Annotated in this window: 31 protein-coding genes; 2 read left to right on the top strand and 29 right to left on the bottom strand. The window is 40.8% G+C overall.

From position 1 onward, the window contains the following. The first annotated feature begins 155 nt into the window (after positions 1-155). Complete coding sequence (locus BQ7400_RS08350; RefSeq protein ID WP_165478613.1) at positions 156-1,310, top strand: ISL3 family transposase; 1,155 nt, start codon at positions 156-158, stop codon at positions 1,308-1,310. A 76-nt stretch (positions 1,311-1,386) separates the two neighbouring features. Here BQ7400_RS08350 and BQ7400_RS08345 read toward each other — a convergent pair whose 3' ends face one another. From BQ7400_RS08345 to eutA, 15 genes are all read right to left on the bottom strand, one after another. Further along, complete coding sequence (locus BQ7400_RS08345) at positions 1,387-2,547, bottom strand: 1-propanol dehydrogenase PduQ (RefSeq protein ID WP_034438201.1); 1,161 nt, start codon at positions 2,545-2,547, stop codon at positions 1,387-1,389. 9 nt (positions 2,548-2,556) lie between these two features. Further along, positions 2,557-3,009, bottom strand: a complete 453-nt coding sequence (locus tag BQ7400_RS08340; protein WP_034438199.1) for a cupin domain-containing protein — start codon at positions 3,007-3,009, stop codon at positions 2,557-2,559. A 5-nt stretch (positions 3,010-3,014) separates the two neighbouring features. Continuing rightward, positions 3,015-4,103: an ethanolamine utilization protein EutH gene (gene eutH / locus BQ7400_RS08335; RefSeq protein ID WP_072470132.1), complete on the bottom strand. Its 1,089-nt coding sequence runs from the start codon at positions 4,101-4,103 to the stop codon at positions 3,015-3,017. Positions 4,104-4,112: 9 nt separating this feature from the next. Further along, a complete protein-coding gene (locus BQ7400_RS08330; protein ID WP_072470131.1) occupies positions 4,113-4,463 on the bottom strand; it encodes a hypothetical protein in 351 nt (116 codons plus the stop codon). A 23-nt stretch (positions 4,464-4,486) separates the two neighbouring features. After that, complete coding sequence (locus BQ7400_RS08325; protein ID WP_034438194.1) at positions 4,487-4,762, bottom strand: EutN/CcmL family microcompartment protein; 276 nt, start codon at positions 4,760-4,762, stop codon at positions 4,487-4,489. After that, on the bottom strand, positions 4,749-5,390 hold the full coding sequence (locus BQ7400_RS08320; protein ID WP_072470130.1) for a hypothetical protein: 642 nt from the start codon (positions 5,388-5,390) through the stop codon (positions 4,749-4,751). The genes BQ7400_RS08325 and BQ7400_RS08320 overlap by 14 nt, the downstream gene beginning before the upstream one ends. Beyond that, positions 5,383-6,216 (bottom strand): ethanolamine utilization protein EutJ, encoded by an 834-nt coding sequence (gene eutJ, locus BQ7400_RS08315; protein ID WP_072470129.1) that lies wholly within the window; start codon positions 6,214-6,216, stop codon positions 5,383-5,385. The genes BQ7400_RS08320 and eutJ overlap by 8 nt, the downstream gene beginning before the upstream one ends. Positions 6,217-6,225: 9 nt before the next feature. Next, on the bottom strand, positions 6,226-6,996 hold the full coding sequence (locus BQ7400_RS08310; protein WP_072470128.1) for a hypothetical protein: 771 nt from the start codon (positions 6,994-6,996) through the stop codon (positions 6,226-6,228). A gap of 72 nt (positions 6,997-7,068) precedes the next feature. After that, the gene (locus BQ7400_RS08305) at positions 7,069-7,359 is read right to left on the bottom strand and encodes a BMC domain-containing protein (RefSeq protein WP_009431059.1); all 291 of its coding nucleotides are present in this window, start codon (positions 7,357-7,359) and stop codon (positions 7,069-7,071) included. Between the two features lie 25 nt (positions 7,360-7,384). Further along, positions 7,385-8,833: an acetaldehyde dehydrogenase (acetylating) gene (locus BQ7400_RS08300; protein ID WP_034438184.1), complete on the bottom strand. Its 1,449-nt coding sequence runs from the start codon at positions 8,831-8,833 to the stop codon at positions 7,385-7,387. Beyond that, positions 8,833-9,375 carry a BMC domain-containing protein gene (locus BQ7400_RS11030; RefSeq protein ID WP_034438181.1) on the bottom strand — a complete coding sequence of 181 codons (543 nt, stop codon included), beginning with the start codon at positions 9,373-9,375 and terminating at the stop codon, positions 8,833-8,835. Before BQ7400_RS11030 ends, BQ7400_RS08300 begins: the two co-directional genes overlap by 1 nt. Positions 9,376-9,389: 14 nt before the next feature. Then, complete coding sequence (gene eutL, locus BQ7400_RS08290; RefSeq protein ID WP_034438178.1) at positions 9,390-10,043, bottom strand: ethanolamine utilization microcompartment protein EutL; 654 nt, start codon at positions 10,041-10,043, stop codon at positions 9,390-9,392. A 17-nt stretch (positions 10,044-10,060) separates the two neighbouring features. Then, positions 10,061-10,966 (bottom strand): ethanolamine ammonia-lyase subunit EutC, encoded by a 906-nt coding sequence (gene eutC, locus BQ7400_RS08285; RefSeq protein WP_072470127.1) that lies wholly within the window; start codon positions 10,964-10,966, stop codon positions 10,061-10,063. Between the two features lie 11 nt (positions 10,967-10,977). After that, on the bottom strand, positions 10,978-12,345 hold the full coding sequence (locus BQ7400_RS08280) for an ethanolamine ammonia-lyase subunit EutB (RefSeq protein ID WP_072470126.1): 1,368 nt from the start codon (positions 12,343-12,345) through the stop codon (positions 10,978-10,980). A gap of 14 nt (positions 12,346-12,359) precedes the next feature. Beyond that, positions 12,360-13,796, bottom strand: a complete 1,437-nt coding sequence (gene eutA / locus BQ7400_RS08275) for an ethanolamine ammonia-lyase reactivating factor EutA (RefSeq protein ID WP_072470125.1) — start codon at positions 13,794-13,796, stop codon at positions 12,360-12,362. A 178-nt stretch (positions 13,797-13,974) separates the two neighbouring features. Here eutA and BQ7400_RS08270 point away from each other — a divergent pair, with 178 nt between their 5' ends. Beyond that, the gene (locus tag BQ7400_RS08270; protein ID WP_165478613.1) at positions 13,975-15,129 is read left to right on the top strand and encodes an ISL3 family transposase; all 1,155 of its coding nucleotides are present in this window, start codon (positions 13,975-13,977) and stop codon (positions 15,127-15,129) included. Positions 15,130-15,404: 275 nt separating this feature from the next. Here BQ7400_RS08270 and BQ7400_RS08265 read toward each other — a convergent pair whose 3' ends face one another. The 14 genes from BQ7400_RS08265 to rpmH form a co-directional block, all read right to left on the bottom strand. Beyond that, complete coding sequence (locus BQ7400_RS08265) at positions 15,405-16,790, bottom strand: sensor histidine kinase (RefSeq protein ID WP_072470124.1); 1,386 nt, start codon at positions 16,788-16,790, stop codon at positions 15,405-15,407. Between the two features lies 1 nt (position 16,791). Further along, positions 16,792-17,367 carry an ANTAR domain-containing response regulator gene (locus BQ7400_RS08260; protein ID WP_072470123.1) on the bottom strand — a complete coding sequence of 192 codons (576 nt, stop codon included), beginning with the start codon at positions 17,365-17,367 and terminating at the stop codon, positions 16,792-16,794. Positions 17,368-17,408: 41 nt separating this feature from the next. Further along, positions 17,409-17,846 (bottom strand): EutP/PduV family microcompartment system protein, encoded by a 438-nt coding sequence (locus BQ7400_RS08255; RefSeq protein WP_072470122.1) that lies wholly within the window; start codon positions 17,844-17,846, stop codon positions 17,409-17,411. Then, positions 17,846-18,193 carry an ethanolamine utilization microcompartment protein EutS gene (eutS, locus tag BQ7400_RS08250; RefSeq protein ID WP_034438155.1) on the bottom strand — a complete coding sequence of 116 codons (348 nt, stop codon included), beginning with the start codon at positions 18,191-18,193 and terminating at the stop codon, positions 17,846-17,848. Before eutS ends, BQ7400_RS08255 begins: the two co-directional genes overlap by 1 nt. 339 nt (positions 18,194-18,532) lie before the next feature. Next, entirely contained in the window at positions 18,533-18,805 is a 273-nt protein-coding gene (locus tag BQ7400_RS08245; protein WP_072470121.1) for a hypothetical protein, read from the bottom strand. Continuing rightward, positions 18,802-19,497 (bottom strand): 16S rRNA (guanine(527)-N(7))-methyltransferase RsmG, encoded by a 696-nt coding sequence (gene rsmG / locus BQ7400_RS08240; RefSeq protein ID WP_072470120.1) that lies wholly within the window; start codon positions 19,495-19,497, stop codon positions 18,802-18,804. Before rsmG ends, BQ7400_RS08245 begins: the two co-directional genes overlap by 4 nt. After that, entirely contained in the window at positions 19,490-21,391 is a 1,902-nt protein-coding gene (gene mnmG, locus BQ7400_RS08235) for a tRNA uridine-5-carboxymethylaminomethyl(34) synthesis enzyme MnmG (protein WP_072470119.1), read from the bottom strand. Before mnmG ends, rsmG begins: the two co-directional genes overlap by 8 nt. Positions 21,392-21,398: 7 nt before the next feature. After that, on the bottom strand, positions 21,399-22,766 hold the full coding sequence (mnmE, locus tag BQ7400_RS08230) for a tRNA uridine-5-carboxymethylaminomethyl(34) synthesis GTPase MnmE (RefSeq protein WP_083553313.1): 1,368 nt from the start codon (positions 22,764-22,766) through the stop codon (positions 21,399-21,401). 52 nt (positions 22,767-22,818) lie between these two features. Continuing rightward, positions 22,819-22,944 (bottom strand): R3H domain-containing nucleic acid-binding protein, encoded by a 126-nt coding sequence (locus BQ7400_RS10855; RefSeq protein ID WP_245759427.1) that lies wholly within the window; start codon positions 22,942-22,944, stop codon positions 22,819-22,821. A gap of 37 nt (positions 22,945-22,981) precedes the next feature. Then, positions 22,982-23,632 (bottom strand): Jag N-terminal domain-containing protein, encoded by a 651-nt coding sequence (locus BQ7400_RS08225; RefSeq protein ID WP_245759426.1) that lies wholly within the window; start codon positions 23,630-23,632, stop codon positions 22,982-22,984. A gap of 36 nt (positions 23,633-23,668) precedes the next feature. Next, a complete protein-coding gene (locus tag BQ7400_RS08220; protein WP_034438142.1) occupies positions 23,669-24,442 on the bottom strand; it encodes a YidC/Oxa1 family membrane protein insertase in 774 nt (257 codons plus the stop codon). A 15-nt stretch (positions 24,443-24,457) separates the two neighbouring features. Continuing rightward, on the bottom strand, positions 24,458-24,673 hold the full coding sequence (yidD, locus tag BQ7400_RS08215; RefSeq protein ID WP_072470117.1) for a membrane protein insertion efficiency factor YidD: 216 nt from the start codon (positions 24,671-24,673) through the stop codon (positions 24,458-24,460). 3 nt (positions 24,674-24,676) lie between these two features. Further along, entirely contained in the window at positions 24,677-25,015 is a 339-nt protein-coding gene (gene rnpA, locus BQ7400_RS08210) for a ribonuclease P protein component (protein ID WP_034438140.1), read from the bottom strand. Then, positions 25,015-25,149 carry a 50S ribosomal protein L34 gene (rpmH, locus tag BQ7400_RS08205; protein WP_009430491.1) on the bottom strand — a complete coding sequence of 45 codons (135 nt, stop codon included), beginning with the start codon at positions 25,147-25,149 and terminating at the stop codon, positions 25,015-25,017. Before rpmH ends, rnpA begins: the two co-directional genes overlap by 1 nt. Positions 25,150-25,175 lie beyond the last annotated feature (26 nt).

Raw genomic sequence — 25,175 nt, 5'->3', positions numbered from 1 at the left:
AAAAAGGTTCTATAATAAATGTTGGGGTCCCCCTAGACTCCAACATTTATTTTTTGCCATAAAAAATGCACTTATCTCTTTTTTCCTTTACAATAAAGTTACCACAACAAAATGAAAGGGTGAGATAAGTGCAAAACTATACTAACACAAATCTATTGAATTTAAAAGGTGTCTCTATTGACGAGGTGGTCTCTTTTGATGATCACATTGATGTAAAACTCCATTCTTTATACAAGGAGGGACTTTGTCCTGTTTGTGGGCATAAGACCTCTCGCATCCATGATTATCGTCTGCAAAGGATCCAACATACGCCCATTGGCTTGCGGAAGGTCTTTCTTTTTCTTCGGAAGAAGCGCTTTGTTTGTCCTCATTGTCAGAAGCGTTTTTATGAGTCTTTGGATTTCTTAGCTCCTTATTCTAGACGGACTAAGGATCTCCACTTCTTTATCCAAGACCAATTAAAACAGGTCCGGTCTTTATCTTCTATTGCCAAGGACTTGGGTTTATCTTCCTCTTGTCTCACAAGCTATCTAAAGTTGGCTCCAAGGAGGCGGCCAAATCTTCCTCGGGTCTTAAGTATGGATGAGTTTAAGGGAAATGCTGGTGGGGATAAATACCAATGTATTTTAGTGGATCCAATCCATCACCAGGTACTGGATATTTTACCCTCTCGACGAAAGAAGGCTTTAATGGACTACTTTTCTTCTTTTCCCAAGGAAGAACGAAGAAGGGTGAAGTATGTGGTTATGGATATGAGTCATCTTTTCTACGCCGTCTTAAAGGAATTCTTCCCTCAGGCAACCTTCATTGCGGATAAGTTTCATTTTGCCAGACAAGTCTTTTGGGCCTTAGAGAATGTCCGCAAGACACGACAAAAGACAAGGGATGCAAAGTATCGTCTCTACTTTAAACGGTCCAAGTCCATCCTACGGAAAAAAGGCAGTCGGCTAAGCCCCGAAGAAAAAGAAAAGCTGGAACTAATGCTTTGGCAAGACAAGGAAATCAAAGAAGCTTATCTTTTAAAAGAACGCTTTTATGACGTCTTAGATGCCTCCAGCAAAGAAGAAGCAAGACAGGCCTTAGACAAGTGGCTGTGGGTTGCTAAAGAAAGTGGATTAAAGGAATTTAAAGCCAGTATTCGGGCCTATGAAAACTGGAAAGAAGAAATCCTAAACGCCTTTTCCACAGGCATCACCAATGGACAAACAGAAGGCTTTAACAACAAAATCAAAGTGATTAAACGGGTTTCCTATGGGTATCGGAATTTTGAGAACTTTAAGAGTCGCATTTTAATGGTCTTTCGGGCATAAAGAAGGGGCGAGAATAGATCTCACCCCAATATTTGACAAAGAACCAGGAAAAAGCCAGTCTAAGACTGGCTTTTTCTTATGCATAAGCATTTAAATAAATTTTAATTACATCTTCCATCTTGACTTTCACTGGGTTACCTGGTGTACAACCATCATTTAGGGCTGTCACAACTAGGCTGGAAAGTTGACTTCTAAAGGTTTCCTTGTCCACTCCGGCTTGGGAAATGGTCTTGGGAATGCCCATTTCTTCATTGTATTGTTCAATGGTGGAAATGAGGCCCCTAACCTTATCTTGGTCACTGCCGTCCATGTAGCCAAAGAGTTCTGCAATTTCTGCATACTTCCGAATAACCTCTGGATCTTCTGTTGCAAAGCCTGAGAATCCTGCATTGAATTTAACAATGTAGGGAAGGAGTATCGCATTGCAACGTCCATGGGCCAGGTGGAAGTGGGCTCCAAGTGAATGGGCCATTCCATGGTTGAGTCCCAAGGAGGACTTTTCAAAGGCCAGACCTCCCAGGCAAGATGCCAAATGCATCTTTTCCCTGTGCAAGTCTACGGACGCATCATGGAACATTTTTTTCAGATGGTCTCGCACCAAGATAATGGATTCTCGAGCCATAGCCCGGCTAAAGGCTGTTCCCTTGGGGGACACATAGGCTTCCATGGCATGGGTCAAGACGTCCATTCCTGAGTCTGCAATGACTTTTGGCGGAAGTGTCTTGGTAAAGCCCGCATCTAAAATTGCATAGTCCGGTACCATAATGGTGTCCATTAGGGGGATCTTACGGTTGTTTTTCCGGTCTGTAATAACGGAATAGCAAGTAACTTCAGACCCTGTTCCGGAGGTTGTTGGGATGGCGATGAGGGTCTTCTTTTGTAGGTTCCCATCTCCCAAAATTTTTGCTTGCATCTTTAAGTCAAAATAGACCATGGCTTTAGCGGAATCAATGGAGGAGCCCCCTCCTAGAGCAATCAGGGTGTCTGGCTTGTAGTCAATGACTTGGGCCATTCCTTCTAATACGATATCTAGGCTGGGATCCGGTAGGACCTTGTCAAAAATTTGAAAGGGAATCTTTCTTTTTTCCAAGGCCTTTTCAATTGGCCTGGTTAGGCCAAATTTTACCATGGACGCATCGGTAACCAGAATAACTTTTTTCATCCCAATGGTGTCTAATTGTTCAATGGCATCTTGGCCAAATAAAATTTTTGTTTCAATATCAAAAAGTTGATTCATATGCTCACCTTATTGCCAATCTGCTGGATAGGTTACATAGACAAAACGAACCTTTTCACCTTCCGGGCAATTAAAGACAATATTGGATCCCTTGGGAATAAACAAGGTGTCTCCTGCACTGCCTCGAACGGTCCCTTGGTCGGATTGAATTTCTAATGTCCCATCTAAAATAATGTCAAATTCATCATAGGAAAGGCTCCATTTGAAGGGTTTTCCATTGATGATTTCCATATATCCAGCACCCATATTTGGGCTTTCTTTTAAGTCTACAACGTCTTTTAAGTTGACTTGGTCTGTTGGGTTGCCGGTATCAAATTTTTCACATTTGACGCTTTTGCCCTTAACAGAAATCAAGCCATTGTTTAATTTAACCCGGTCCATTCCAGAAGAGCTGCCACCGGCTAATTCTTCTTCAATTAATTGGCGGATTAATTTTTCTAATTGATCTCTTTCTAGGCCCATAACGATTAACCCTCTACTTTTTCACGTTTCAAGATAAACATAGCCATTAAAATACCGGTAATACCACCAACTAATTTTCCTACAATCATGGGTGTAATCATGCTGGTTTCGTTAACACCGGCAACAAATCCTAAGTGGTCTCCGAAAACAAAGGCGGCACTTACACAGAAGGCTACGTTAATAACTTTTCCGCGAACGTCCATGTCTTTCATCATACCGAACATAGGAATGTTGTTGGCTAGGGTTGCAATTAAACCTGCTGCTGCCACTTCATTCATACCTAATTTTTCTCCAACCTTCATAAGAGGTTTGCTGAAGAATTTAGTAATGAAGAAGACCAGTACATAGGCTCCAGCCAATACAATAGCGATGTTTCCTACAGTTGAAAATCCTTCTTCTAAGGAACCCATACCCGGAATTAGCACAAGGCCAGTTAGGGTTTGAACGATTCCTGCAGCTAAACCAATGGTAATAACTGCTGTAACTAATTTTCCGAACCAGTCAAACAGCTTGATCATGGTTTCTGGAGCAAATAAAAGTCCCACTGCCAGGATAATGGAGAAGATGATGATTGGAATTAGGTTTCTGATAACCATCATGGGTTCAAAACCTGCAACAAGTCCACCAACTAAACATCCTACAGGAATGGTAACCATACCGGCTAGAATTCCCTTGGCCAGGTAAGGATGGTCTTCCTTGCTGATAATACCCAAGGCAACAGGGATGGAGAATACGATGGTTGGTCCCATCATAGATCCAATAATAACACCGGAAAATTGAGCTGCTTCCGGAGTTTCTGCCAATACTTTTGCCAATGGGTAACCACCCATGTCTAGGGCTAATAGGGATGTTGCAAACACAGATGGGTCTGCTCCCAAAGCCTTAAATACAGGTCCAACGATGGGTAGAAGTACATTGGCTAAAACGGGTGCCAAGGCAATAATCCCAACCATGGACAGGGCCAAAGACCCCATGGCAATAATTCCTTCTTCAAATTGTTCCCCAATTTTAAATTTGTTTCCAATGACACGGTCTAATGCTCCCAGTACCATGAAAAAAGTCATAATATAAATAATAATCTCATTTATACCCATATCTTCCTCCTAAGCCTTTTCTTCTAATATTCTTAAGACAACCCGGGCTATACTTTGAACTTGATCTTCTCGTACAACACCAAATTCCTTACGAATAAGTTGTTTTACTAAATGGTCTAATGGAAGACTTGAATCCACCTTTTGGTCTTGCTTGGGACTGGATTCTATGACTTGATTCTTACTTTCTTCCTTATTTTGACGATTAAAACTTGCATCTGTTGTGATTTGAATCCTATGTTTGCGACAATAGTCTTGTGCCAAGGGTGTAATAATCATGTCATTGGTTTGACATAAGACACAACCGCTGGCATCAAGGAAGTCTTTAATATTACTTACTGTCACGAGTGTTTTAGACAACAAGCTCACCTCCCCTTGATTTTCATTTATTCACTTTCTTCATAAATCTCAAGTGTATCTATGATGCCTACAACAGTGGCATCTGTTGGTGCATGTTGGTTAGCAGCAAACCTTGCCGTAGACCCACCAACGATTAAAACCATTTCTCCGGGACCTGCCCCTACAGCATCCACGGCCACAATGGTCTTATCATGTTCTTTTGTTCTTGGGTTGATTTGGTCAATCACAAGTAGTTTAAAGCCCTCTAGGCCCTCATCTTTCTTGGTTGCCCAAACATTCCCGATAACCTTACCTACTCGCATCCTCTGTCTCGCTTTCTCTTTTTATTTCAATCCTATTTTCCTTACAAAAGTCTACAGCCAGAGGTGTAATGGTGGCCTTTTTCGGTATCACCAGGGTGACACTTCTTCCCTTTAAGTGGGCAATTGCCCCTTGGCTAATAAGCTTTTTGTTGAGATAGACAAGTTGACTTGAGTCTTCTTGTTTAGTTGCCTTACCGGCAGGAATTGTTTCCGGGTTGAAAACAAATCCCATGGCTTGAAGGCGTTGACTATAGTCTTCCCACATGGAAGCCAGGGCTTCCGGAACTGGATGTTTGGATTGAAAGGTCTTGTGTTCACTGGAAAAGACCAAAACTTTTTTCCCTTTAGCGGCTTCTTGTACAAGATTGCCAACTGTTGAACGCAAGCCTAAAGCGCTTTGGGATAGATCTTGGATGGACAAACGTCCAATCCAAATTTCATCATAATCTTGACTCATTTGCAGGACAGAAGAAAAATGAAAGTCATAGTTTGGATACTTTTCTTCCACTTCTTTTTCCTGTTTTTGTGAGAAATTTAGGCATAGGATGGATTTTTCATAGAGTAAGCCTTGGTCTTTTAATTTTTGTAAAACTTTTTTTGTAATTCTATCAATGAATTCTTTATCCACGACTCTCACCTATATCACTTTTTGCAATTCCAATGGGTGTTACTAGGAGTGGATTGTCGGGCTTGACCACCTTGATCCCCAGTCTTTTTTCAAAGACATCTTCTACTCCGGGCATCATACAGGTCCCCCCTACTAAATAGACAATATCCACATCCCGGCCTTGAATTTCTTTTTCCACGATGGTTGCCATCTTGTCAAAAACAGGCCGAACAATTGGAAATAGTTCTTTTGCTTTCTTTGGATCCTTTTTGATCTGTTCAGCTTCTTCAAATGGAATCCCATAGTTGCCGGCTAAAACCAGGCTGAGATGGGTTCCTCCTGAAGGTTCATCCGCCACATGGACCACTTCCCCAGCTTTGAAAATAGATACGCCCGTTGTACCTCCTCCAATATCTACCACAGCCCCATCTTGAATTTGCAAGACTTCATTGGCTGCTGTCGGTTCATCTGAAATCGAGGTCACTTCCATATTGGCTCCCTCTATCACATAAGCATGGGTCATAGAATCGGCCTTAGAAGTCCCCGGAGGAACAGCAATGGCTGCATGAGTCAAGGAAGTATGCAGGGATTTTTCAGCTTTTTCTTTTAGCCGGGCAACAATTTCCTTGGCCCCTAAAAAATCCACCACCAAGCCATCTCGAATGACTTGGGCAAATTCCATCTTGCAGGCCAGGGGTCTAAAGTCCTCGCCTAAAACCGTTAAAACGGTATAGGCCGTTCCTAAATCCACCCCTACATGGAGCTTTTCATTGGCTCTAACTTTTCTCGTCCGCCGGATGGTCTTTTCTACTTCTGCAATTTCTTTATTGACTCGTTTAATATCCATTTCTCAGGGTCACTCTCCTTGCTCACTTAAATACATTAAATAGTGAACAGCACTACTTAAGCGATTTAAGGCTTTTAACAGGTCTGGTCTTTCCTGACCTGGAATACGACTAAAGGGGTCAACAGCAGAAACTTCTATTTCCCGAATCCTTGCCCTTAGACAATTCATCTTCAGAGTTTCTATTTTTTCATCCCCCTCTAGAATTAGGTGGCCTTGGTTAAAATACTTCTCTGGATGGCGGGTGATTTCTTTGATTTCATCCGAATCCTTACCTAGTAAAAAAAGGTCTTGAATTAAGTCTCCCGTTTCTTCTGATCTTAGAAGTTGCCGAGTATATTGGTAAATTTCTTTTAACCCCTGGATCACTTGTTCAGAGGCTGTTGTTTTCAATTCTCCTATGGTTAAAAGTAGCCTTGCCTCCAAGGAATCTATTTGTCCCCGAAAGCGAATTCTAGGATGGTCCTTGTCCACTAAATCTTGACCAAGCAAGATTGTCATGAACTCAGGTTTTTCTTTTAACCTGGCTTCTGTTCCATATAGCCGGTAGGGGTAGGATTCCACAACAGTTTGAACAGTCTTTTGATCTTGGATTTCTTTGGCTTGGGGTCCCATATCCTCTTCATCTTTTGGATCCAGACCTTCCTGGACCACAACTAGAGCTTGATCATTGATGTACTCTCTTGCAGATGGGGTTAGGACGGTTGCCGAATCAATATAGATCGTTTTCGATTTATTTTCACGAACAAGCTTTCTAAGCATTTGTTCTGTTAAAACTGCCATATCGTCACTTCCCTTCCAAGATTAGATAAATAATGGAGAAAGAGAAGTCTCTTTCTCCATTTTTATTTATCATTATTCAGCAGCGTTGATTGTGGGAAGAATACCTTCTACTTCTGCATGTGGTCTTGGAATTACATGAACACTTACAAGTTCGCCAACTTTTTCTGCAGCAGCGGCTCCGGCATCAGTAGCAGCTTTAACAGCTCCAACGTCTCCACGAACCATAACAGTTACAAGTCCGCCACCAACGTGTTCTTTACCAACTAATGTTACATTTGCAGCCTTTACCATAGCATCTGCTGCTTCAATAGAACCTACTAAACCTTTAGTTTCGATCATTCCTAATGCGTTTTGATTTGTCATTTTAAATTCCTCCTAAAAAATATACTTAAAAATTACTATTTGCGACTTCTTTTAAGATTTGACGCAATACTTTTTCAACAACTTCTTCTGTAGCACCATTGTCGCTGGAATTATCTTGTCCAGTGATATTATAGTTGCTATTTGTTTCAAAGGCAACTCTCTTGATGTTAATCAAGTTCATTGGAGTTACATTATCACTTGTTGCAGATCCACCCACAGCTCCGCATCCTAGGGTGAAGGCTGGTGCTAGATCTGTACTTAAACCAACTCCGCCTAGGGTTGTTGGTGTGTTGACTAACATTCTGGAAACGGGTTTCTTTAAGGCAAACTCACGGATGATGTTTTTATCTTTTGTGTGAATACCAATAGAGTGGCCAAGTCCGTCATAGTTTAAGATTTCTATACATTTTTCGCAACCTTCCTTCCAGTCTTCAACGACATAGAAGCCTAGGGTTGTGTTTAGCTTTTCTCTTGAGAATGGATGTTTTGGACCAACTTCTGTTTCGCAACCTAAAATAATCTTGGTTCCTTCAGGAATTTTTACCCCTGCAAGGTCTGCCAATTGTTGAGGTGTACGACCTACAGCCTTGGCATTAACAGCTCCTCGACTATTGGAAAGAATTGCGGCAATTTTGTCCTTGTCTTCCCCGGTTACAAAGTAGCAGTTGTTGCGTTCAAATTCAGCCTTTACTTCATCTGCGATGCAACGTTCTACAACGACAGATTCTTCTGAAGCACAAATTAATCCGTTATCGAACAACTTACCAATCATGATCTTGCGAACGGCATCCTTAATGTCTGCTGTTCTTTCAATGAAGACTGGTACGTTTCCAGGACCTACCCCAAGGGCTGGAGTTCCTGAACTGTAAGCTGCCTTAACCATGGCACTACCACCTGTTGCTAAAACAAGTTTAGTGTCTTTGTTTTTCATCAGCTCATCTGTTGCTTGCATAGTGACAATTGGCAATACAGATACTAGGTCAGGGCTGTATCCTTGGTCTGCGACAACTTCGCGAACCAGGTTAACAGTTTTTGTAATACATTTTGTACAGGTAGGATGTGGACTAAATACAATGGCATTTCCTGCTTTTAAAGCAATCATGGAATTGTAAATAACGGTTGAAGTTGGGTTGGTTGAAGGAACCAAACCAGCAATAACTCCTACAGGAGCAGCCACTTCAATCATGCGATCTGTTTCTTTAAGAATTCCGCGTGTTTTCATGTCCTTGATGTATTCATAGACATATCGACTGGCTAGAATATTCTTTGTATATTTGTCTTTTGCATTCCCGTAGCCAACTTCTTCTGCAGCCATGCGTCCTAATTCTTTAGCATGGGCTTCACCCATTTTGGCAATTGCCTTTGTCAGTTCATCAACTTGTTCTTGACTTGCATTCGCATAGTCTGCTTGGGCAATTTTTGCCTTATGGATTAAATCTCTGGCTTCTTGAATGGATTGTAAATCTTTATCCATTAATCTCCTCCTTGCTCTTTATAATATTCCAATAAAGCAGTAACTAATTCTTTTTTATTGGCAAATTTAATTTCCGAGCGTGAGATACTTGTTTCCACTTCTCTAGCTAAACTTCGGAGGTCAACAACTCTCATTTCTTTTAGTTCTTTTTCTTTTTCTTCTAAGAAAGTTAAATTTGTCTTGGCTTTTGTGTCTTCTGCTTCTTTATCTTTTTTAACTTTTCCTGTTTCAGGTTTTTTGTCTTCTTTGTTTTGTTTTTGCTTTTTATCTTTGTTTGGTAGAATCTTCCAAAGATCCTCAATGGGTCTTGGAATCACATGTGAACTCACTTGGATGTTCAACCTTTCTACAGCCGCCACTGCCGCATCCACAGATGCTCGAACAGCTCCAACTTCTCCAACCACGGTGATATTAACTAAACCACCCCGAACTTTTTCACAGCCTAAAAGTTCAACATTTGCAGCTTTTAGAGCTTGGTCAGCAGCTTCAATTGCGGCAAGTTCTCCATAAGTTTCAACAATGCCTAAAGCGCCTTTTTCCATTTTACCACCTCAAACTAAAAGTTCGTTGGTTGATCTGCTACTGAAATAACGGCATCTTCAAAAGCATCGCAAGCAGCCTTACAAGCTGATTGAGAACCTGTTAATAAACCACCGCCAAAGTTTGTTTCAGATGGAGGTCCATAGAATTGAACCAGTTGCACATCAGCAGCCTTTAAAGCAGCATCTAGGGCGTAAACAGATTCGATTGGAGGCGCGATACAATAAGCAAGAGCTGCCCCTTCTTGAATGTTACATTGTTCGGATAAATAGCTTCCTGTTCTGGAAATACAGTGAGCGTAGTAAACAATTGTGTCATCTTCATTTGCTGATTTAAAGCTTACACCGGATTCAATAAATTCAACCATTGCATTTAAACCACTGCGTACTTCTGCAGGACTTGGTCCTGAGATAATACCAATGACTTCTCCGGCAAGTTTTGTGTTGGCATTGTCTGCCCCACCGTAAAAGCTTGTTGCATAAACAACTTTTACTTCCGCTTTTTTTGTTGCTTCATCAAGAGCGGTATAGGTTACGTCATCACAATCTGTTGTAATCAAACCAATACTACGATGTCCTTGTGGTAAGTTTAATTCTTTTACCAAATCTTCATCGACGTTTGGAATCATCTTAACACTAAGAATGTTGACGCCCATGGAATCATATTTCATTGACTTCCTCCTTCAACTTAAAGTTTAAGATCAACACCAGATGCCTTGGCATCAAGGATTTTCTTAATAACTCCGGCAATATGAGCCCCTGCTTCTGCTGCAGGTGTCCCATTTTTGTGGATGTTGGATACAACAGTACGTTTTGCTTCTGGTGCTCCGGGATATCCCTTGTAAATCATATAAGCACTCATACTTTCTCCTGTTGCAAGACCTGGTCTTTCACCAATCAATACACAAGTAACTTCTGCATTTAAGTTTGCTGCAACAGCATCTTCTGCTGCTACACGACCGTATTTTACAAAAAATGGTGTACCAACCTTAACTCCTTCACTCTTTAAGCCATTGATAATGGCAGGTAGGGTGTCTCGGATGTTGGCTTCAATTGCTGTTGAGGAAAGTCCGTCGCTGACATAAACTTGAACAGTTGGATTATTTTCACAGTCTTTTTTCATTTCAGCCAAGGTTTCTTCGCTGAAGTTCCGTCCTAGGTCAGGACGAGTCAAAAAGACGTCCTTGTTGTCGCATAGAGTTTGGTAAGTTTTTAAATTCATTTCTTTTAAGAAATCTTCGCTTACGTCGCTAAATACAGCGTCCATGGCAACAGCATGGTCTGCCCTGTATCTTAAAAGTGGTTCGGTCTTCATACGAAGTCCGGCCCGGCCAATTCCTAAACGAGCAGGAGTTTTTGCCTTGTATTTTAAATATTCTTCCTTGTTAACACAGGTGTCCATGTCAAAATAGTCTTGCATTTTAATGGCTGTGATGTCTTTAAGTTGATCGTCAGGAAGATTGCTTACAGTGTCTGTGTTGTTTGCATTGTTTGTAGTTGATTGCTGGTTGCTAGCGGATGAAGAATTTTGATTTGTGCCCATTTCAGCAATGACTTTTTCGATAAGTCCCTTTAATTCGTTTTCAGAAATCATAATTCCCTCCTTTATTTACCGAAGAAAATAGAAGCATCACCAAAACGTTCGGTGTATTTTCCATTTTCAATAAGACCCATTTTTTCCATCCATTCTTCAAATTCTTTGATTGGATGACGGTTGAACAAGGACCTTAAGGTTGCATCATCTTGGTAGGATGGAGTTTGGTAGTTCAACATGATGTCGTCTCCACCCGGTACGCCAATGACGTAGTTTACTTCAGCAACTCCTAATAGGGTGGCCAAAATTTCAAGGTCGTTTGCATCGGTCTTCATATGGTTGGTATGGCAAATATCTACACCCATGGAAATACCTGTTAATTTACCCATGAAGTGGTCTTCAAGGCCGGCACGGATTACTTGTTTAGAGTTGTACAAGTATTCAGGTCCGATAAATCCTACTACTGTATTAACCAGGTAGGGGTTGTATTTCTTGGCATAGCCATAGCATCTAGCTTCCATAACCAATTGGTCAGCGCCGTGGTGAGCATCTGAAGATAATTCAGATCCTTGTCCTGTTTCAAAGTACATAACATTTGGTCCAAAGGCAGTACCTTCTTTTAAGGCAAGTTCATAAGCTTCTTCAATGATTTTGTCATTAAATCCAAAAGCTTCATTTCCCTTTTGGCTACCTGCAATACTTTGGAAAACAAGGTCAACGGGTACGCCGCGCTTGATACATTCCATAACGGTAGTAACGTGGGCCAATACACAAGTTTGTGTTGGAATTTCCCACTTATTTTTTACTTCATGGAACAAGTTGTAAATACGAGATACAGAGTCGATGGAGTCATCTACAGGGTTCAAACCTAAAACGGCATCTCCCATCCCATAGGCTAAACCTTCATAAAGGCTAAGCTCGATTCCTTCGATATCATCTGTTGTATGGTTTGGTTGTAAACGAGCAGCTAATGTACCCTTTTTACCAATAGTTGTGTTACATGTTGCTGTAATTTCCAATTTTTTTGCAGTGTAAATCAAGTCCATGTTACTCATTAACTTGGTTACACCGGCAATTACTTCTGAGGTTAGGCCACGAGAGATTCTCTTTAATTCAAGATCTCCTGTGTTTAAGCCAATAATATATTCACGAAGATCTGCTATGGTCCAATTTTTAATTTCGTTGTAAATTTTTTCATTAACAGCATCTTGAATAACTCTGGTTACTTCATCTTCGTCGTAGTCTACAACAGGATTGTTTCTTAAGTCAGCAATGGTCAGTTGTGACAAGACTTCTTTTGCGGCAATACGTTCTAGAGCATTTTCCGCTGCAATCCCTGCCAATTTGTCCCCTGATTTTTCTTCGTTCGCTTTCGCTAAAACTTCTTTTACAGAGCCAAATTGATAGACTTCACCGAAGAGTTTTGTCTTTAAATTCATATTTCACCCCTAATTTAATAATTCAGTACTAGTGTCTTGATTACTACAGGTAATACAGATCCATTTCCCAGTGGATGACCAATGTCAATATAGTCACCATTATGAACCTTGATGCTATCCAAGCAAATAACTGCACGATTCTTGTTGCTTAGTCTTGCTCGGATGCATTGACCCAAAACTTTACCCAGGTCTTCCTTTAAGATGACGATAACATCTTCATTGTTTTTGTAAACGGATTCCCAAGCTTCCACAATATTTCCCGCAAATTCATCCACTTCTAGATAAGACATGTTTTCTTTGCCTGGAAAATACATGGCTACTTGTTGGAGTCCATCTTCCATTTCAAACCACTTCAACTTATCCAAGATAAGATTTTTAAAGTTGCTTTGGTCTTGTTCGCTTTCTGTGAAAGCCAGGACCGGAAGATTCTTTTTAGGAAAGTCCATGGTTGTATAGGTTACTGTTGACCCACTGATATCCATTGTTTGCGTTCCCGCACCAACAACGGTGGCCATAATGGTTTCCGTTGGAACAACGATTTTATCCCAGTAGGGTTGAAAAGTTTCCCGAATAATTTGACCTAGAAGTGGTCCGATGTCGTTATAGATGAAGTAGTCTGTGTCTTTGCTTGGATTGTAAATATATTGACTGACTCCACCAGTAAAGGAAATTTTGTCAATTTTGTAGTCATTCCTTAGCTTTTTACCCTTGGGGCTAATGGCTAAGTCCAAGGACTTGTCTTCTTCTTTTAAATGAACAGAAGATAACAAGACATTGGCCATGACTTGGCAAATTGCCTTCAACTTATCCAAATCCGCTTTTTGGCCAACCTTTAAATCGATGCCGTGGTAGCTGCAAAGTTCTTGCACCTTTTCACTAATATAGGTGATGGTCTTGGACTCATCGATGATGATCAGGCGACCCCCTATATCAAAACAAGCAGTATCGATTGGTTCTCCAACGTGGAAAACTCCTGTGTTTGTTGTACCTCCACCTATATCAAGATTGGCAATGGTTATGTTTTCCTTATCACTAAGACTTGCTACTCCGCTTCCTCGCCCGGCGATAATTCCTTCCAGGTCCGGTCCGGCCGTAGCAACAACAAATTCTCCTGCCAAGCCCGATAAAGCACTCATCACAGATTGCGCGTTTTCCTTACGAGCTGTTTCACCTGTAATAATGACAGCACCTGAATCTACTTTTGATGGATCGATATTGGCGTTTTTGTATTCAGCTTGAATCATTCGTGTTAAAGCATCTTCATTGATGACTGTCGCACTGGTAAGTGGTGTCCGATGAATGTTACTTTTATAAATTATGTCTTTCCCTACGATACGAAATTCGGGAACCCTGGCCATAGAAGAAACATTTTCTACATAAATATTTGAAAATATAAGTTGTGTCGTAGAGGTCCCTACGTCAATACCAACACTTAAAAGAGTTTCTTTCATTCGATCAAGTACTCCATTTCAATAAAAAGGTTCTATAATAAATGTTGGGGTCCCCCTAGACTCCAACATTTATTTTTTGCCATAAAAAATGCACTTATCTCTTTTTTCCTTTACAATAAAGTTACCACAACAAAATGAAAGGGTGAGATAAGTGCAAAACTATACTAACACAAATCTATTGAATTTAAAAGGTGTCTCTATTGACGAGGTGGTCTCTTTTGATGATCACATTGATGTAAAACTCCATTCTTTATACAAGGAGGGACTTTGTCCTGTTTGTGGGCATAAGACCTCTCGCATCCATGATTATCGTCTGCAAAGGATCCAACATACGCCCATTGGCTTGCGGAAGGTCTTTCTTTTTCTTCGGAAGAAGCGCTTTGTTTGTCCTCATTGTCAGAAGCGTTTTTATGAGTCTTTGGATTTCTTAGCTCCCTATTCTAGACGGACTAAGGATCTCCACTTCTTTATCCAAGACCAATTAAAACAGGTCCGGTCTTTATCTTCTATTGCCAAGGACTTGGGTTTATCTTCCTCTTGTCTCACAAGCTATCTAAAGTTGGCTCCAAGGAGGCGGCCAAATCTTCCTCGGGTCTTAAGTATGGATGAGTTTAAGGGAAATGCTGGTGGGGATAAATACCAATGTATTTTAGTGGATCCAATCCATCACCAGGTACTGGATATTTTACCCTCTCGACGAAAGAAGGCTTTAATGGACTACTTTTCTTCTTTTCCCAAGGAAGAACGAAGAAGGGTGAAGTATGTGGTTATGGATATGAGTCATCTTTTCTACGCCGTCTTAAAGGAATTCTTCCCTCAGGCAACCTTCATTGCGGATAAGTTTCATTTTGCCAGACAAGTCTTTTGGGCCTTAGAGAATGTCCGCAAGACACGACAAAAGACAAGGGATGCAAAGTATCGTCTCTACTTTAAACGGTCCAAGTCCATCCTACGGAAAAAAGGCAGTCGGCTAAGCCCCGAAGAAAAAGAAAAATTGGAGCTAATGCTTTGGCAAGACAAGGAAATCAAAGAAGCTTATCTTTTAAAAGAACGCTTTTATGACGTCTTAGATGCCTCCAGCAAAGAAGAAGCAAGACAGGCCTTAGACAAGTGGCTGTGGGTTGCTAAAGAAAGTGGATTAAAGGAATTTAAAGCCAGTATTCGGGCCTATGAAAACTGGAAAGAAGAAATCCTAAACGCCTTTTCCACAGGCATCACCAATGGACAAACAGAAGGCTTTAACAACAAAATCAAAGTGATTAAACGGGTTTCCTATGGGTATCGGAATTTTGAGAACTTTAAGAGTCGCATTTTAATGGTCTTTCGAGCATAAGAAAGGGGCGAGAATGAATCTCACCCCAACATTTGACAAAGAGCCAATAAAAAAAGACCACAAAAGAATAGACTTCTAAAACTATAGAAGCATCCTTTGAGGCCACTTTGCCTGCTAGAACACACTCATTGTGCTCTCTATACAATTTGTTTTTCTTAACGTTAAGAGATTCAGTGTATTACGCCCTTGTAATAACATCTTAAGTATAGCAAAAGGAAAAAATGTTTTCAAGGGCTTTTTGTAATATTTTTTTAAATTTTTTCTCCGTGCTTTTTTTATGCTCTATTTATGAAGCTCAGCTTGATTTTTGTCCCTTTTTCAGAGGATGTGAAGTGGACGTCCCCCTGCAAAGCCTCTTGAACAAGGCCCCTTACAATATTTAGGCCGAAGGAGTTCCCATTTTCTTCCTCCGGGTCAAAGCCACACCCATTATCCTCTACAATAATATGGTTTTTAAAAATATCTCTTTTTACTTGGACCCGAATGGTGCCTTGGTCTCCAGGTTTAAAAGCATGCTCATAGGCGTTGCTTATCAGTTCGTTGATGACTAGAGCCAGGGTTGTCCCCTTGTTGGCATCAATATAAGTAGGATCTCCCTCGACCTGAACTTCTTTCACTCTACCCTCATTTTGCCCAGTGTAGATGGTGTTGCTTAAAACTTTTTTAATTAATTCTATGATTAAAATGTGGCCATCCAAGTCTTTGGCCAAAATTTCATGGGTTGTAGCAATACTTAAAATCCGGTTGATGCTTTCTTGGAAGGCAATGGTTAATTGGGGGTTTTTACTTCTCCGACTTTGCATTCTTAAAAGAGATGCAATGGTTTGAAGGTTGTTTTTTACCCGGTGGTGAATTTCCTGAATGGCCACAGATTTGGTAATGAGGGCCTTTTTTTGCCGCATCAATTGGGTTTGGTCCCGGATGATCATAATCAGTCGCTCATCCCCTTGGAAGAGGGAATACTTGATGTTGTAGCAATTCTCTCCTATATAGAGCTCCTTGGTTTCCAGGTACTTTTCTTGTAAAATTCTTTCAAAACTGGTGTTTTCTAAGGCCAGGTTTGTAAAATGCATCCCTTCCAAGTCTTCTTTATAACCTAAAAAACGATAAAAGGTCTTGGCTGAATTGTTGGCATATTGAAGGACCCCTTCTTTATTAAAAATCAAAAGAGAGTCCACAACATAATCACTGACAATAGGAATAAAAGAAGAAGTTTTGGGGTTTTCATACATTTGATTTTCCATTAACTTATTCTTTTCAATGAACTCTTCACTTACGTCATTTTCAATAATTAGAACCCCTATGACCTTGTCTTGGTTTTTAATGGCTGTGGTTGTTTGGAGAATGGGGTTGTTTTCTTGGCTGACTCCCGATAGGCGTAGGGTCCTTACCCCCGTGCTCAAGGTTCTTAGGGCCGCTGGCTCATTCTCCCGATAGGCAAGTTTTCCAACCACTGTCTCCTTATAGGATGTCCCAGGTTTCAAGGCCTCTGCCACAACAATAGCTGCATTGCTATCCCAGGTTTTGCAGTCTATAAAAACATCTCCTCCATGAGTTTCAGAGAGGAGAGGTAAAAAGGTATTTAAATTTTCAAGTATTTCTATATCTTCTTTGGTCAAGTTTGTATATGCTTGACAAAGTTTTTTAATTTTCCTGTCCATACTAGTCCTTTATTGAATCAATGAGCAAGCGGCTGATTTCTGAAATAGACATCCTCTTGTCCATGGCGAGTTTTCTCAAGGTTTTATAGGCTTGATCTTCAGAAAAGTGGTGCTTTTTCATAAGGATTCCCTTGGCTCTTTCTACAAACTTGCGGTCATCCAATTTTTTAGAAATGACTTCCAATTCATCTTGGATTTTATCCATTTCCCTTTGCTTGGCCAGAGCCACTTTTATTGCAGGGATCAAGGTTGATTCGTCAAAGGGCTTCACCATGTAGGTCATGACGCCTAAGTCTCTTGCTTTTTCAATATATTCATTGTCACTAAAGGCTGTAAGAAGAACGATGCATCCGGCTATTTTTTCTTTTTGTATGATTTTAATGGCCTCTAGGCCATCCATAACAGGCATTTTAACATCCATAATGGCTAGGTTGGGTTTTTCTCTACGGCAAATTTCAATGGCATCCAGACCATCCTTGGCCATACCGACCACCTTATAGCCTGCTCCTTTTAAAATTTCCGCCAAATCCATCCGTGTAATTAATTCATCTTCAGCCACTACTACGGTTGTTTCCATATACAACCCCCTTCGAATTTATCTATTAAAAATATTTCGATTTATTCTATATCTTTTCCCATTAGATAGTCTTTTAAGGCTTGAACAGTCGAAGGATCCTCATAATTGATTGGAAAGACTTCTTTTACCCCCGCCTTAATGAGTTGGGTTTTGGCCTTTTCGTAGTCACCGCCTTGGTCCAATTTTGTTACAACTCCAATAACTTCTCGGTTAAAGGCTTGGGCAAAGTTTGGCGGAAAGACTGAGCTCTTTTCGTGACTGTCAATTAAAAACAAAATAATTGATGCCTCATAGCTGGTAATTAGCAGAGCATGGTACATGGTTGGCAGCTCAATATACTCTCCAGGTGTGTCAATGAAGTTGCCTAAAAACTCAATGGCCTGGGTTTTTTTATATTGTGCTTCCCCATATAGAAGATGTTGGATTAGGGTTGTTTTCCCAGTGAGGGTCTTCCCCACTAACATAATTTTTTTATCCATTATGACCTCGTTACTACCGTTGGGGTAAAGTGTAGGATAGATTCTAAAGTTGAAATAACATTTTGAAGAGACTCTTCAACAGAAGACACGTCCCCGGTAATTAAAAGAGCTCCTGAAAACCGGTCAATAAATTCTATATTTATTCCTGCACTTTTCGACGCAACATCTGCTGCTATAATAGTTCCTTCTCCTGGAGTAATGGTTAAAATTCCAATAGCCCCACTAGATTCTTCTGTTAGCCCAAGTTTGGTGTAAATTTCTCTTTTTGGGTTTGCAATTACATGGGCAATAGTTACCTGTTTACCTGGAACAAATTCTTGTATAATTCTTTGTTTTATTTCATCCATAATTGTACTCACTTTCTATGTTTAAATGGTCCTCTTTATTATAGCACAGAATCCCGTATTTTCAAGGAACAATCTGATCACAAAGCCTGTTTTTATAGATTCTCGACAAAAGATTTTAAAATGTTCCACGTGGAACATTTTTGTTTTCCTCTTAATTATTTTGCCTTCATTTCGTTTTTATCTTCTTGTTTGTTTTTAATGGGGTGGGTAAGATTTATTCACTAAACTATTTGCGTGCTCCAAAAATTTATTTGGTTTGTTCCTCTGGCCTGGGTCGACCTATTTTTTGCATAAGAAAAGGCAACCTTAAGGTTGCCTTTTTGTTCCACGTGGAACATTTTATTTTTCTTTTTCTTGTCTTAACTGTCTTCGGGTTTCTAATTTCTTTTCCTTGTAATCCTTATTGAGTTCAAAAAGGAAGTAAAGGAGACTTGTGAGCCCAAGTAAAAAAACAAGGACTCGTCCTACAAAGGGCAGGTTTGCAAATACTTCCGTACTGGCCAGGTAGCTTGTTGATAAAAGCAACAAGAAAGTCAATTGCCAAAATTTTTTACTCCTATAAAAGACATAGAGGGTTCCCAGCCCTAGGGTTAAATATATGAGCCAGATCATAGGCCGATAGGGTTTTTACGTGGTTTTCCTCCGGCCCTAGGGTATTTCTTAGGAGTGGTCTTTACTTTTTTTACTAGGATGAGAGTGTGCTCTATGTCTGGAGGAAGGTCTACCTTTCTGACTTCAACAAGTTCTCCTCCCAAAGTTTTAAGAGCAGTTTGACCTTCTTGTAGTTCTCCTTCAATGTCAGGGCCCTTCATAGCTACCATATAGCCCCCAACCTTTACAAAGGGGAGACAGTATTCATAAAGGGTGGCTAGGTTGGCCACCGCCCTGGAAGTCACCAGGTCAAAAGTCTCCCTATAGTCCTCCTTGCGAGAAAGTTCTTCTGCTCGGGCGTGGATCCCCTTGATACCTTCCAATCCCATGTCTTCTATGCTTTCATTTAAAAAATCAATTCTTTTTTTCAAGGAGTCCAGTAGGGTTACATCCAGGTCTCTTTTGGCTATTTTTAATGGGAATCCTGGGAATCCTGCTCCGGTTCCCAAGTCTAAAACTCTTTTAACTCCCTGGATCTGATCTAATTTTAAAAGAGAAAGGGAGTCCAAAAAATGTTTGATGTTAAATTCTTCATCCTCTGTAATGGCTGTCAGATTCATGACCTTGTTTTTTTCCAAAACCCGACTTTTGAAGTCTTCAAAGTCTCCATAGCAGGATTCCAGACCCATTTTTTCAATTTCTTCCTTAAACATGGCTTGACCTCTTTTTACTTTCTAGGTGAATCAACAAGACATTGATGTCAGCAGGGGAAACCCCTGTAATTCGGCTGGCTTGGCCTAGGGTTTCAGGTCTAACTTTTTCAAGCTTTTCCTTGGCTTCATTCCTTAATCCCTTGACCTCCTGGTAGTTGAAGTCCAAATCCAGGGGCTTGTTTTCCAGCTTTTTCACTTGTCTGATTTGTTGGGCTTGCTTTTCAATATATCCCTTGTACTTGATTTGAATCTCTACCTGCTTTTTGATGTCCGCTCTTAGGTCTGTCCTATCTGGATCAAAGGCCTTGGTCCTGTCATAGTCCAGCTCAGGCCTACGAATAATTTCTTCCAGGCTAAGTCCGTTTTTCAAGGGGGTGGACCCCAGGTCGGCCAGGAGCTTGTTGTTTTCCTGGGTTGGGTTGACCCGAATTTTACTTAACCGGTCCAGCTCTTTTTGAATTTGATCTTGCCGGTCCAGCATTCTTTCATAGCGGTCTTGGCTAGCCAGGCCAATCTCATGTCCTATTTCTGTTAATCGTAAGTCTGCATTATCCTGTCTTAGGGTCAACCGGTATTCTGCTCGGGAGGTCATCATCCGGTAGGGTTCCTTGGTCCCCTTGGTTACCAGGTCATCAATCAAGACCCCTATATAGGCTTGGGACCGATCCAAAACCAAGGCTTCTTTCCCTTGAACCTTTCTAGCTGCATTAATTCCTGCAATCAAACCTTGACAGGCTGCCTCTTCGTATCCAGAGCTTCCATTGATTTGGCCTGCAAAAAAGAGCCCTTGAATGTCCTTGTGCTCTAAGGAACGTTTTAAGACTGTTGCATCAATGGCATCATACTCAATGGCATAGGCATCCCGCATAAACTTCACATTTTCAAGGCCGATGATTTCCTTATAGAGTTGTTTTTGGACTTCTTCCGGCAGGGAAGAAGAAACCCCTTGGACATACATTTCTTTGGTAGTCAATCCCTCGGGTTCAATAAAAACCTGGTGGGCTGTCTTGTCGGCAAAGCGCACAACCTTGTCTTCGATAGAAGGGCAGTAGCGTGGCCCCGTTCCCTCAATATCTCCCAAATACATGGCTGCTCGGTTGATGTTTTCACGAATGATCTGGTGACACTTTTCTGTTGTATAGGTTAAATAGCAGGGGACTTGGTCCACGTCTAAGTCCTTGTCAATATTCATAAAGGAAAATGGCTCAAAATCCTTGTCTCCCTCTTGGATTTCCATCTTGGAAAAATCAATGGAATCCCTGTGAACCCGGGCTGGAGTTCCTGTTTTTAACCTCATAAGGGGAAGGCCAAGTTCCTTTAAGCAGGGAGTCAGTTCATAGGCCCCCTTCATACCTATTGGGCCTGATGGGTAATTTAATTCACCCATATAAATTCGCCCACCCAGATAGGTTCCTGTACACAAAATTACACAAGAAGTCCGATAAATAGCCCCAGTAGTGGTGACAACCCCTTGAACCTGCTGGTCTTCCACCAGGATTTCTGCCACATCTCCTTCTTCCAGGTCCAAGTTTTCTTGGTCCTCTACCGTTTTTTTCATTTCCTCATGGTATCTTCTCTTGTCCGCTTGAACCCTTAAACTATGGACAGCAGGCCCCTTGGATAGGTTGAGCATCCTACTTTGGATGAAGGTCTTGTCTATGTTAACAGCCATTTCACCCCCGAGAGCATCAATTTCCCTTACCAAGTGACCCTTGCCGGTTCCTCCAATATTGGGATTACAGCTCATGGCCACTAGAGAGTCCAGGTTTAGAGTGAGGATTAGGGTTTTTAACCCCATTCTAGCCCCAGCTAGGCCTGCCTCCGTTCCTGCATGGCCGGCACCAACCACCACTATATCATAGTTTCCCGCTTCAAATTGTCGTACTTTGCCCATCTATTTCCTACTTTCCTATGCAAAAATCATGGAAGATCCGGTCTAATATATCTTCCGTTACGGTTTGACCTGTTATTTCTCCAATAGAATTTAGAGCCTCTCTGACATCCACCTCGATGCAATCCATGGGAACGTCCATTTCAACTCCATCCTTAATGGCCTCAATACTCTTTTTGGTCCGTCTCAGGGCATCTAACTGTCTTAGGTTGGTTACAGCCAGACCCTGAACGTCCACCTGCCCATCATAATAGATGTTTTTTAAGGCCTCTTCCAGTTCCTGGATTCCCTCCTTATTTAAAACACTGATGGAAAAAGTCTCCTTGCCTTGGAAAAAATCCTTAAATTCTTGATCCCATTTACCTTTTTCATCACTTTTATTAAGGATGTAGAGGACCTTCCTATCCTTTAAAAGGTCCATTAAGTCTTGGTCCTCTTGGTCCAGGGGTCTGGATTGGTCAAATAGGGCCAGGATAATATCTGCTTGGTCCATAGCCGCCACAGATCTTTCCACACCAATCCTTTCAACCTTGTCCTCAGTTTGTCGAATACCTGCTGTATCAATAATGTGGAGGACCACATCATCTAGACTGATATACTCTTCAATGGAATCTCGAGTCGTTCCAGGAATATCTGTTACAATGGCCCGGTCTTCCTTTAATAAGACATTTAAAAGAGAAGACTTACCCACATTGGGTTTACCTACGATAACAGTCTTAATCCCGTCTTTGAGCATCTTGCCTCGGGAGGCAGACTGGATTAAGTGGTCAATCCTGGCTAAAAGGTCTTGAGCCAGCTCTTGAAATTTCTCCCGGTTTAAAAGTTCAATATCATCTTCCGGAAAATCAATATTTGCTACAATCAAGCCCGTCACTTCCATTAACTTGTCTTCAATTTCTCTAAATTCTTGACCCAGGGCCCCACTTAATTGAAGCAAACCTTGTTCATATGCTTGGTTGGACTTGGCTTCAATTAAGTCAATGACGGATTCTGCTTGGGATAGGTCCAGTCTTCCATTTAAAAAGGCTCTTTTGGTAAACTCTCCAGGCTCCGCCATCCGAGCTCCCAGGCGTAGAGCATAGTCTAAGACCTTACTTAAAGCAATCCGCCCTCCATGGCAATAAATTTCTACCATGTCCTCCCGGGTATAGGTTCCAGGCCCCTTCATTGATGCAGTCAAAACTTCATCAATGACTTGCTTGTTATCGACAATATGGCCGTATTGGAGGACCCTATTTTTATCTAAGTCCAGGGGATTTTGATCCATTGTTTGAAACATTTTTTGTCCAATTTCTAAGGCTTGATCTCCACTTAACCGGACAATCCCTATGCCGCCAGGCCCTGTTGCCGTGGATATTGCCGCAATTGTTTCACTCAATTTGATTTCCTTTCTATTTCAATTAAAATAAAGACCTTCAAAAGGAAGGTCTTTAATCATAGTCTCTTTGTTTTTGAATGGTTACCCGTCTATGAGGGTCTCGTCCCTCAGAATAAGTCATGATTCCTTCTTTATCCTGTAAGGCTGAATGGATAATCCTGCGTTCAGCTGCATTCATGGGTTCAAGACGGATATTTCGACCTGTTTTAAGAACCTTATTGGCCGTTTTTTTCTGCTAAAGATACTAAAGTTTTTTCGCGTTTTGCTCGATAATTGCTGGTATCTAAAAGCACTCTTGTGTATTCATCTTGGTCCTTATTTACCATTCTGGTCATCAGGTATTGGATGGCATCCAAGGTGGCTCCTCTTTTTCCAATGACAATACCTAACTTATTTTCGTCTCCCAAGATTTCTACTTCTAAGAAGTCTTCCTTTTCCTCAATTCGCGTGTTCATTTCCAGGTCAAAAACCTGACTTAATTTTTCTACAAAAAGACGGATTTTCTCTTCTTTTTCTTGACAAGTCATTTGGTTTGAAGCATTTTTTACTGAGTCTGTAGGAGCCTTGGGAGCTTCTTCACTTGATTTTTTGACCTCATAAACTTCTTGGTGGGAGTCTTGAGAATCCTCAACAAGTTCAATTTCATCCAGTTCTTCATCTTGTAAAATAGACCGGACCAGGTTTTTAGCATCCACAATCGTTGTTAATTTTACTGTTGCTTCCTTTGAGCCAATTAGGCCCAAGAAACCCTTGGAGGCTTCTTGCAAAACCTCAACTTCAACCTTGTCTCGAGTGGTATTTAACTTTTGAAGTCCATCTTCTATGGCTTTTTCAACTGAATCCGCACTGGTTATGACATAACTCATTTTAGTCACCTCATTATAGATCGTGGTTAAACTACCTTATTTATTCTTTCGATTCTCTTTCTTTTCCTTGGCCTCTTGTAAAGCCTCTTCTTCAGCATCATCAATACTTTTATAGCTGACAATTTGTTGAATCAAGGTAAAAGCATTGCTTACAGACCAGTAGAGGGCTATCCCTCCAGCAAGACGTTGTCCTGCAAATAAAATCATTACAGGTCCCATATAGAGCATCATCTTCATCATACCTTGTTGCTCAGCCATTTGCTTGGCTTGGGGATTAGTTTTGGCCTGGATCTTTTGCATCAATAAAGATGTTGCAAGAGTTAAACCTGCAGCGATAAAAGGCAAAACCATAGTCCGGTCTATATTTTCTAAGTTGGTCAAATAGAAAAAATTTTTGGCCATGCTTTGATACATACTAGGATCGGTAAAGGCGTACTTTTGAGGATCTCTAAATATGTAAAAGAATGAAATGATAATAGGAAACTGAATAAGTAGCGGCAAACAACCCATTAGGGGGTTGTGGTTGGCTTCCTTATAAAGTTGTTGAGTCTTTAAAGCAAGTGTTTGTTGGTCATTCTTATATTTTTGTTGCAATTTTTGAACTTCAGGTTGTAACTCGGCCATCTTTCTTTGATTTTTTGTTTGCGCAATATTTAAAGGCAATAGGGCAAGTTTGAAGATGATGGTTGTTACAATAACAGCCAAAGCGTAATAACTAATCAGCTTGGGTTCCTGAGGTATCGTCGTTTCAAGTAACCGGTAGATGTAAAAAAGCACCTTACCAAGTATTGTTGCTATGAAACTTATCAAATTAAAATCCTCCTTCTAGGGTAGAGGGTCGTACCCTCCCGGATGGAAGGGGTGACACTTTAGAATTCTTTTTATCGTCAATAGCAAAGCCTTGCCAAAAGAATATTTTTCAAAAGCCTGCCTTGCATATTCACTACAGGTTGGTTGAAACCTGCAGTGGGCTCCTGCAAAAATAGTAGGAGATAGGTATTTCTGGTAAAAACGAATTAATTTTAAACAAATATGGTTCATCTATCATCCTATTTTTAGTTTTGAAAGTCTTAATAGGTGGTCAAAAGAAGATTCCAATTGCTGGTAGGTCAATTGGTCCACTCCTTTTTTTACCACACAAACTAAGTCGTAGCCTGGTTTGATCTTGTTTAGCCTATGACGATAAATTTCTCTCAGCTGTCTTTTTATCCGATTTCGAACAACAGCACTTCCTACCTTTTTGCTAATTGAAAAGCCAATCCGGGTGAAGCCCAAGTTGTTTTTATTTTGGTAAAAAACAAAACTGCGGTTTCCTGATGTCTTTTTTTTTCTATAAACCCTGCTAAAGTCGCCATCCTTTTTCAAATAATTAGGACTTTTCATTAGGCGGATAGTCTTTTGCGACCTTTTCTACGGCGAGCCTTAAGAATAGCACGACCAGAACGAGTTCTCATTCTTCTTCTAAAGCCATGTTCTCTTTTATATTGTTTATTTTTAGGTTGGTAAGTTCTCTTCACTGTTGCACCTCCTAACACATACCTAG

Source organism: Urinicoccus massiliensis (genome assembly GCF_900120405.1).
GTDB classification, from domain to species: domain Bacteria; phylum Bacillota; class Clostridia; order Tissierellales; family Peptoniphilaceae; genus Urinicoccus; species Urinicoccus massiliensis.
Note: the sequence above shows the minus strand (reverse complement) of the source record. Positions and strands in the feature narration are given on the sequence as shown.